The 7,227-nt window shown below is 70.1% G+C and carries 8 protein-coding genes and 1 pseudogene; 8 read left to right on the top strand and 1 reads right to left on the bottom strand.

The genetic code is table 11. The features are described from left to right. A pseudogene (locus AB0M08_RS46860) lies at positions 1–813 on the top strand (hypothetical protein); the annotation flags it as partial. Between the two features lie 248 nt (positions 814–1,061). On the opposite strand, the gene AB0M08_RS46855 reads toward AB0M08_RS46860, so the two are convergent. Then, positions 1,062–1,658: a TetR/AcrR family transcriptional regulator gene (locus AB0M08_RS46855; RefSeq protein WP_364508676.1), complete on the bottom strand. Its 597-nt coding sequence runs from the start codon at positions 1,656–1,658 to the stop codon at positions 1,062–1,064. 84 nt (positions 1,659–1,742) lie between these two features. Here AB0M08_RS46855 and AB0M08_RS46850 point away from each other — a divergent pair, with 84 nt between their 5' ends. From AB0M08_RS46850 to AB0M08_RS46820, 7 genes are all read left to right on the top strand, one after another. Beyond that, positions 1,743–2,501, top strand: a complete 759-nt coding sequence (locus tag AB0M08_RS46850) for an SDR family oxidoreductase (protein ID WP_364508674.1) — start codon at positions 1,743–1,745, stop codon at positions 2,499–2,501. 190 nt (positions 2,502–2,691) lie between these two features. Next, positions 2,692–3,657: an SDR family NAD(P)-dependent oxidoreductase gene (locus AB0M08_RS46845; protein WP_364508671.1), complete on the top strand. Its 966-nt coding sequence runs from the start codon at positions 2,692–2,694 to the stop codon at positions 3,655–3,657. Continuing rightward, positions 3,654–4,229, top strand: coding sequence for a TetR/AcrR family transcriptional regulator (locus AB0M08_RS46840; protein ID WP_364508668.1), 576 nt, complete (start codon positions 3,654–3,656; stop codon positions 4,227–4,229). The genes AB0M08_RS46845 and AB0M08_RS46840 overlap by 4 nt, the downstream gene beginning before the upstream one ends. A gap of 17 nt (positions 4,230–4,246) precedes the next feature. Then, positions 4,247–5,512 (top strand): aminopeptidase P family protein, encoded by a 1,266-nt coding sequence (locus tag AB0M08_RS46835; RefSeq protein WP_364508666.1) that lies wholly within the window; start codon positions 4,247–4,249, stop codon positions 5,510–5,512. 42 nt (positions 5,513–5,554) lie between these two features. Then, on the top strand, positions 5,555–6,277 hold the full coding sequence (locus tag AB0M08_RS46830; protein WP_364508664.1) for a hypothetical protein: 723 nt from the start codon (positions 5,555–5,557) through the stop codon (positions 6,275–6,277). 189 nt (positions 6,278–6,466) lie between these two features. Then, positions 6,467–6,682 (top strand): hypothetical protein, encoded by a 216-nt coding sequence (locus tag AB0M08_RS46825; RefSeq protein ID WP_364508662.1) that lies wholly within the window; start codon positions 6,467–6,469, stop codon positions 6,680–6,682. Beyond that, positions 6,652–7,011 (top strand): hypothetical protein, encoded by a 360-nt coding sequence (locus AB0M08_RS46820; protein WP_364508659.1) that lies wholly within the window; start codon positions 6,652–6,654, stop codon positions 7,009–7,011. The genes AB0M08_RS46825 and AB0M08_RS46820 overlap by 31 nt, the downstream gene beginning before the upstream one ends. Positions 7,012–7,227 lie beyond the last annotated feature (216 nt).

Raw genomic sequence — 7,227 nt, 5'->3', positions numbered from 1 at the left:
ATGTCGTACGCCACCAGCCCGCCCGTGGATCTACTGTCACGGGTGCGGCGCCATCTCAGGTACGTTGATCAGCTCCTGGCCGGCCGCGCGACCCTCGGCCGGCATCGACGGCTGCTCGTGGTCGGCGGCTGGCTGTCGATGCTGCGGGCCACCCTGCACGTCGACCTTCAGCAGCGCCTCGCCGCCGAGGCGCACCTGGAGACGGCATCCGCTCTCGCCGAGCAGGCTGAGCACCGCGAGATCGCCGCCTGGTGCCTGGAGACGCAGGCTTGGGACCGGCTGACCCGCGGGGAATTCCGGAAGGCCGTCGAGCTGTCCCGGCATGCCCAGGCAGTTGCGCCGGTGGGCGGGTCGGCGATCGTGCAGGCGACGGCGCAGGAGGGCCGGGCGTGGGCACGGTTGGGCGACCAGGCGGCCACCCGGGATGCGCTGGGACGGGTGGAGGGCATGGCCGAGCACCGTGCTGTTCCTGAGCATCCGGAGCACCACTACCAGTACGACCCTGCGAAGGCGCACGCGTATGCGGCGACGACGCTGGCGTGGGTGGGTGATCCGGCGGCTGAGCAGGTGGCCCGGGATGTGATCACCGAGCTGGAGGAGGAGGGTTCACGTCCTCGGCGGATCGCGTCGGCGAAGCTCGACCTCGGGTTGGCGTTGCTGGCCGCCGAGAAGCCGGAGGAGGCGGCGGCCGAGGCGCGTGCGGCGATGCGGTCGGGGCGGATCGGCGGTGGCGCCGACACCACCACGAGCCCGTTCGAGGCATTCGGCTACGCCTGGGCAGAGCGCCTTTCCCCACGTAGCCGCTTGTTGTAGCCCGATTGGGAGAGCTGGACCGGGAACAACGGGCGCAGGTTCTTGCCCAGGTAACGGATCCAGCGGCGTTCCGATTCGCCTCTCAACTCGTCGTCGATCTTCACGTAGATTGCGGTCGCGAGGGTCTCCGAATCGACGTGCACATGGCCTCCCGGTCATCGTTGCTCAGCAACGTCGATCTTGGATACCCTCATCTGCTCACTGAGCAACCACCCGCATCCACGCAGGCAACACCGGTCATCACTCGTCTAGGTTGCGGTAAGGCCAGCCGCTTCGAGGGCGATGTCGGCGGCGTCGCGCAGGACCGAGGCGTCCATGCCGGCCTCGGTTAGGGCCTCCATGCCGCGCAGGACGGCCAGGAGGTGGTGGGCCGTGCGGCGGGCGTCGCGGTCGGCGGGGATGTCGCCGGTGGCCTGTGCGTGCTCGACCTCGGCCTGCAGCAGTTCGGCGATCGTGGTGAATGTCTGCCGGGCCTTCGCCGCGACCTCGGTGTTCGTGGCGGCCAGTTCAGCGGTCGACTTCGCGAGCAGGCAGGCCCGCTGCGGGATGGGGATGCCACCGGCGGCGGCCACGGCGTGAAACAGGGCGCGCAGCCGGGTAGCCGCCGAGGACTCCGGGCCACTGAGCCGGGCGTGCAGGTCGGCCGTGGCATCGGCGCAGTAGCCGTCGAGGACTCGCTGGAACAGGGCCTGCTTGTCGCCGAACGTACCGTAGAGGCTGCCCTTGCCCAGGCCGGTCGCCTGCATCAGGTCGTCGAGCGACGTCGCTGCGAAGCCGGAGGTCCAGAACGCCTCGGTCGCGGAGCGCAGCACCTGCTGCTCGTCGAACTTGCGGGGGCGCGCCATGGCGTCACGATATTTGTTCTGGACCGTTCGGTCAACATGTGGTTGTATCTGACCGATCGGTCCAGAACTATGGAGGAGCAACACATGACTGAGCTCGACGGCAAGGTGGCCCTGGTGACCGGGGGAGCGACCGGTATCGGCCTGGCGGCGGCGACCCTGTTCGTGGCCGAGGGCGCGAAGGTCTTCATCACCGGCCGCCGGCAGCCCGAGCTGGAGCGGGCCGCCGCGGCGATCGGTGCCACCGCGATCCGCGGCGACATCACCGACCTGGCCGACCTGGATGCGATCGCGGCCCGGATCGGCGAGAGTGCCGGGCGGCTCGACGTGCTGTTCGCCAACGCGGGCGGCGGCGACGCGCTCGCCCCGATCACCGAACTGCGGCCCGAGAGCTTCGACTACACCTTCGGTGTCAACGTGCGCGGCACCGTGTTCACCGTGCAGAAGATGCTGCCGCTGATGCCGGACGGATCGTCGATCGTGGTGACCGGCTCGACCTCGGCCAGCCGCGGTAACCCGGGCTTCGGTGCCTACTCGGCGTCGAAGGCGGCGGTCCGGCAGTTCGCCCGGATCTGGGCCGCGGAACTGGCCCCGCGCGCGATCCGCGTCAACGTGCTGGTCCCCGGCCCGACGGACACGCCGGGGCTGCGTGGCATCGCCGGGGACCCGGCGTACGTCCCCGCCCTCCTCGGCCAGATGGCCGCCACGACGCCGCTGCGCCGGGTCGCGGACCCGGCCGAGATCGCGCAGGCCGCCCTGTTCCTGGCGAGCGGCCGGTCGAGCTTCATGACCGGTAGTGAACTGTTCGCCGACGGCGGCGAGGTGCAGGTCTTCCCGGCCGCCTGAGGCGGGCCAGGGTCTGTCCCGCGGGCTCGGCACATCCGGTCGATCGTGGTCGCCAGTCACGACGATACCGACGGCCACATGTGATCAGGACCAGTCATACGCGCAGGTCTCCATTGATCGGCTCCCCGAGAGGTTGACGGTGTCAACCTCTCGGGGTAGGTTGACGGCGTCAACCTGGAGGGAGTGGGAGATGGCTACGGTTCTGATCACCGGCGGGCATTCCGGTATCGGCCTTGCCGCGGTTCGCGTGCTCGCCGCGGAGAACGTCGATCTCGTGCTGGCGGGTCGCAGCCCGGATCGAATGCGCGCGGTCGCCGACGAATTGCGGGCGGCACACGGGGTGCGGGTGTCGACGCTGGCGCTGGACACCTCGTCGCTGACGTCGGTCCGGACGGCCGCCGGGCAGCTGGGCCGGATGCTCGCGGACGGGGAGGTCGCCTCGCTCGACGCGATCGCCTGCAACGCGGGCGGCCGCTTCGACGGCCCGGTCACCTACAGCCCCGAAGGCTACGAGACGACGTTCGCCACCAACTGCCTCGGGCACTTCCTGCTCGTGGAGTTGCTGCTGCCGCACCTGTCGGACGACGGGCGGGTGGTCTACACCTCCAGCAGCACCCACGACCCGGACTCGATGGACGGGCGCATGGTCGGCGCCGTCGTCGAACCGGACGCCACCACGCTCGCCACCATCGGCCGGGACGGCGCGAAGGCGCTGTCCGCGGGCAAACGCTATTCGACCTCGAAGCTGTGCACGGTGATGTACGCCTACGAGCTGGACCGCCGGCTACGCCGGGCCGGCAGCGGGATCTCCTCGATCGCTTTCGACCCGGGTTCCATCCCCGACACCGGATTCCTGCGCGGCATGCCGAAACCGGTCCAGTGGCTGTCCGCGACATCCGCCATGAAGTGGGTGACCAAGCGGATCGGCGCGATCACCTCCACCGCGGAGTTCTCGGGCGCCTCCTTGGCGGCACTCGCCGTCAGCCCGGAGCACGCCGGCGGGTCCGGCAAGTACTTCCAGGCCAACGCCGGGACACTGGCGGCTGTCCGGTCGGCCCGGCTCTCCTACGACGAGCAACGCGCAGGCAAACTGTGGGATGACAGCAAGCGTCTCGTGGCCCTCACCTCGGCCGAAGAGCCGGCGCTGCTGCGATGAGCACCGCCGAACGGCTCGTCGCAGCCGCTGCCGACCTGCTCGACGAAGGTGGCGAGGCCGCGGTCACCCTGCGGGGGGTCGGCGCCGCGATCGGGGTGTCCCACAACGCCCCGTACAAGCACTTCGTCAACCGCGACGACTTGCTGGCGGCCGTCGCGGCCACCGACTTCCGGGCCTTGGCCGAGGGCTGGCAGCGGATCCGGGCGTCCGGGCAGGAACCGAACCAGCGGCTGCTGGCCGCGCTGGACGCCGTGATCGAATTCAGCCAGGCCCATCCCGCGCGCTACCGCCTGCTGTTCAACAGCCCCGCCATCGCCGTCCGCGGTGGCCCGCTGACGGCCGCCGCGGAGGAGGCACTCGGCGTCTTCGCCGGCATCGTCGAGGACAGCCAGGCGGCCGGCACGCTGCCGGACACACCGAGCGACAACCTCGCCATTCTCATCTTCGCTACCGCCCACGGCCTGATCGACGCCGATGCCAGCGGTCGGCTACGCCCCCGGACCGGCTGGGCCCAGGCCGGCACCGGCCTGCAGATCCTGATCCGCCTCCTGTCAAACAGCCACCAGAACTGAAGGAGCAGGCCACCCTCATGACCGACACGGCATCGCCCGTCTTCTCCCTCGCCGAGCGCGGCCGCCGATGGGACCTGGCCCGAGCCTTCATGGCCCGCGAAGGCATCGACGCCTTACTCGTCTTCGGTGAGCACGAGGACGCCGGGCCCGCCCCGGTGGCCTACGACACCTGGTTCACCAACGGCCGCCCCGGCGCCACGGTCGTCGTCCCCCGCACCGGTACGCCCGTCTCGTTGCTGCCGGGCCCGATGTACCTCATGGATCACCTGGAGTCCTCGCGTCGCGGCGAGACCATGTGGATCGCCCCGGAGAACCTGCGCGCCGCCCGCAACTCCCGCACGATCGTCGAGGCGCTGCGCGAATCCGGGCTCAGTGAAGCGGTCATCGGTGTCGTCGGCCTGGGATCCCACATGCCCTGGCATCCGGAAGGCATCATCCCGTACGGACTCTGGAACGCGGTCCTGACCGCCCTGCCCCACGCCGACTTCCGTCCCGTGGATCTCGCCTTCGGCCAGCTCATCCTTCCTCTCGGCGAGGAGGAGATCGTCGCGCTGCGCCACTCGGCGAAAATCGGCGACGCCATGGTCGAAGCCATGGTCGCGACCGCGGCTCCCGGCGTCCCGGAGAACCACGTATACGCGGCAGGCATGGCCGCCGGCTACCGCCACGGCACCCTGCCCGCCGCCATGCACCTGTGGTCGGGACCCGACGTGGTCGCCGCAGGGCCACCGGCTTGGGGCCAGCGTCCCCAGGCGCCCCGCGTGCTCGCCGACGGCGACGTCATCTATGCCGAGGTGTTCGCCAACTTCGGCGGCCGCCACACCCAGAACCAGGTCACCATCGCCGTCGGCGAGGTCCACGAGGACTTCCACCGGGCAGCACGGGTCGCGCGGGCCGCCTACGACGCCGGCCTCGACGCGTTGCGCCCAGGGCGGACCTTCGGCGACCTCGTCGACGCGATGCACGAGCCGATCGATGCCGCCGAAGGCTGGCCATTCCTGATCGCGGTCCATTCACTCAACCCCGGACTGTCCGTCGGCAGGGGCCGCGGTCTGTTCAGCCGCATCCCCGGCACCGATGGTTACCCCCGGGTCGCCGATCACCCCGCCTTCCTGGCGGACATGGAATTGGTGCCCGGGATGAGCTTCGCTTTCGAGCCGAACTACGCGTACGGCCGCCACCTGGCCCACATCGGCGGCACCGTGGTCGTCGGGGAAGACGCACCGATCGAACTCAACCCCTACACCGCACAACTCCTGCAGGCTCAGGGCAGCGCAGGCTGACCAACCCGCGCCCGACGGGTCGGACTAGTCCAAGTTGCGCACGTGGCCACGTACACGCTCAAGCACTTGGGCTATTCGGATTTGGCTCGGGACGCTGCGCGTCTGGCGGTCGTGGAGGCGCGCGAGTTCGGTGATCCGGCGTGGATCGGCATCGCCGAGTTCGTCCGCATCCTGGCTATGCCGCCGGAGATGCCCGGTGCCCCGGCCCGGCTCGCTCAGCGGGTCGCCGACGAAATCCAGCCGCACACCAGCGATCCTCGGGTACGGCAGGCGTACGGGATGCTCCATCTGCACGGGGCGTTGCGTGCCGCGGTGGACAAGCAGGCCGCCACCGCAGTACGCCACCTGCGAGTGGCCGAGGAAGAGGCCGCGTCGCTCGGCGAACCGGAAGACCTCGGCCTTGCCCGGTTTGCGTTCGGGCCGACCAACGTGGGGTTCTGGAAGGTCTCGATCCTCCTTGAGTTGAACGAGCCTCAGCTTGCCCTGGAGGCCGCTGATCACATCGCCCCTGGACACCTCCCGATCGCGAACCGGCAGGCTCCGTACTTCGCCGATCTCGCCAGCGCGCTGGCCCAGGTCGGCCGGGATCAGGAAGCGATCGCTGCGTTTTTGCGCAGTGAGGCGGCGGGCCCGCAGTGGTTCCGCCTGCGGCCCACCGTGCGAGACGCGATCGGTTCGGTCATCCGCCGTACCAGGAAAAACGCGATCACTTCGCAGATGCGCAGCGCTGCTGTCGCAGTAGGTCTCCACGCGCTTATCGCGTGATAGCAGGAAGTAATCAGTCGGCTTCCAGGTGGCCGTAATCTTCGTCTCAGCGACGGCGGGTGAGGTTGGATCCCGTGAGACGGTCGGCTCTGCCCGTCGTCGCCCTCAGTGCGGCGGCGTGGTGACATCAGCACCCCCGCCGTGCTGAGCCACCAGCGCGGCGGCGAGCGAGATGCGAGTGGATTTTCCATGCCCGCCGCCGTGCTGACCCCTCAGAGCGGCCTGGCGGAGGCGAGCGGCGTGGAACGGGTGCCGGCCGGGCACTACTTCGCGGTGCACGACCGCCCGGATGAGCCTCCGGTGACCGCGATGCTCCCGGATCGCTTGGGCCTGCTGATCTGCGTCCGCGAGGAGTGCCTGCGGTCGGAGGCCGGATGGGCCGGGTACGGCAGGGCGGCATCGTGACCGACGAGATGCCGCTGGCCTGGCGTAACCGGCGGCTGATCGCCGAGCGGACCGGCTGGCCCGACGGCGCGCTGGAGACCTGCGAGCGGCTGGACGAGGATCATCAGGGCTGGTCGGTGATGTGGGTTGCCGAGAACCCGGGCGTGGGCCGAGAGCATCCGGCCGGGTTCTCGGCGACCAGGTCGGGCTGGCGCCTGTTGGGCGGCGACGACCTGTGGGGCGACAATCACCGGCGCGCTGTGCTGGTGTTCGCCCCGACCGTGCCGGAGCTCGAGGAGCGGATCGACCACATGACGGCACGGTGGGCCAAGGAGGGCCGGGGCTGGTGACCGGCGGCTGGAGCCACAAGGGGCCGCTGGTGGGCCTGGACGGCGCGCATGCGTGTCCTCCCCGTTTCGCGGGCACGAACACGGCAAGCTAAGTACCGTCATGGACGAGTGTCAATGCCGGACGTCAGGCGGTGCAGGCCGCGTACGCACCCTGGTAGCCCGGGTCCGCCGCCACCTCGCCCGTCACCTGGTGGAACTTCCCTCCGCCGTACGCCC

This window comes from Actinoplanes sp. NPDC051851 (assembly GCF_040681165.1).
GTDB lineage: Bacteria > Actinomycetota > Actinomycetes > Mycobacteriales > Micromonosporaceae > Actinoplanes.
Note: the sequence above shows the minus strand (reverse complement) of the source record. Positions and strands in the feature narration are given on the sequence as shown.

Excerpts from the sequence above, each read along its gene's own strand:
- AB0M08_RS46855 (WP_364508676.1), bottom strand. The coding sequence starts at position 1,658 with ATGGCGCGCCCCCGCAAGTTCGACGAGCAGCAGGTGCTGCGCTCCGCG.
- AB0M08_RS46850 (WP_364508674.1), top strand. The coding sequence starts at position 1,743 with ATGACTGAGCTCGACGGCAAGGTGGCCCTGGTGACCGGGGGAGCGACC.
- AB0M08_RS46845 (WP_364508671.1), top strand. The coding sequence starts at position 2,692 with ATGGCTACGGTTCTGATCACCGGCGGGCATTCCGGTATCGGCCTTGCC.
- AB0M08_RS46840 (WP_364508668.1), top strand. The coding sequence starts at position 3,654 with ATGAGCACCGCCGAACGGCTCGTCGCAGCCGCTGCCGACCTGCTCGAC.
- AB0M08_RS46835 (WP_364508666.1), top strand. The coding sequence starts at position 4,247 with ATGACCGACACGGCATCGCCCGTCTTCTCCCTCGCCGAGCGCGGCCGC.
- AB0M08_RS46825 (WP_364508662.1), top strand. The coding sequence starts at position 6,467 with ATGCCCGCCGCCGTGCTGACCCCTCAGAGCGGCCTGGCGGAGGCGAGC.
- AB0M08_RS46820 (WP_364508659.1), top strand. The coding sequence starts at position 6,652 with ATGGGCCGGGTACGGCAGGGCGGCATCGTGACCGACGAGATGCCGCTG.